Origin of the sequence: Pseudoalteromonas fuliginea (genome assembly GCF_000690055.1) — a bacterium.
In the GTDB taxonomy this organism is placed as follows: Bacteria; Pseudomonadota; Gammaproteobacteria; order Enterobacterales; family Alteromonadaceae; genus Pseudoalteromonas; species Pseudoalteromonas fuliginea.
On record NZ_JJNZ01000198.1, the window covers coordinates 1 to 343 of the forward strand.

Below are 343 nucleotides of genomic sequence, written 5' to 3' on the forward strand. Positions count from 1 at the left end.
ATAGTTACGGCCGCCGTTCACCAGGGCTTAGTTTCAGAGCTTGCACTCATCCACGTAACCTTCTGGCACTGGGCAGGCATCACCCCCTATACATCCTCTTACGAGTTTGCAGAGAGCTGTGTTTTTGGTAAACAGTCGCCTGAGCTCTTTCGCTGCGGCCTCGTTTCTAAATTAGAAGCGAGGCAGGTCTTATCCCGAAGTTACGACCGCTGTTTTGCCGAGTTCCTTAACCATGGTTGTCTCGTTCGCCTTAGTGTTCTCCACCTACCCACGAGTGTTCGTTTGCGGTACGGTTACTAATATACTAAATCGTAGAGGCTTTTCTCGATACCCGAATATAGTA

The 343-nt window shown here is 49.3% G+C and carries 1 rRNA gene; it reads right to left on the reverse strand.

Features of this window, described 5'->3' with window-relative positions:
* A 23S ribosomal RNA gene (locus tag DC53_RS21540) occupies nucleotides 1-343 on the reverse strand; the annotation flags it as partial.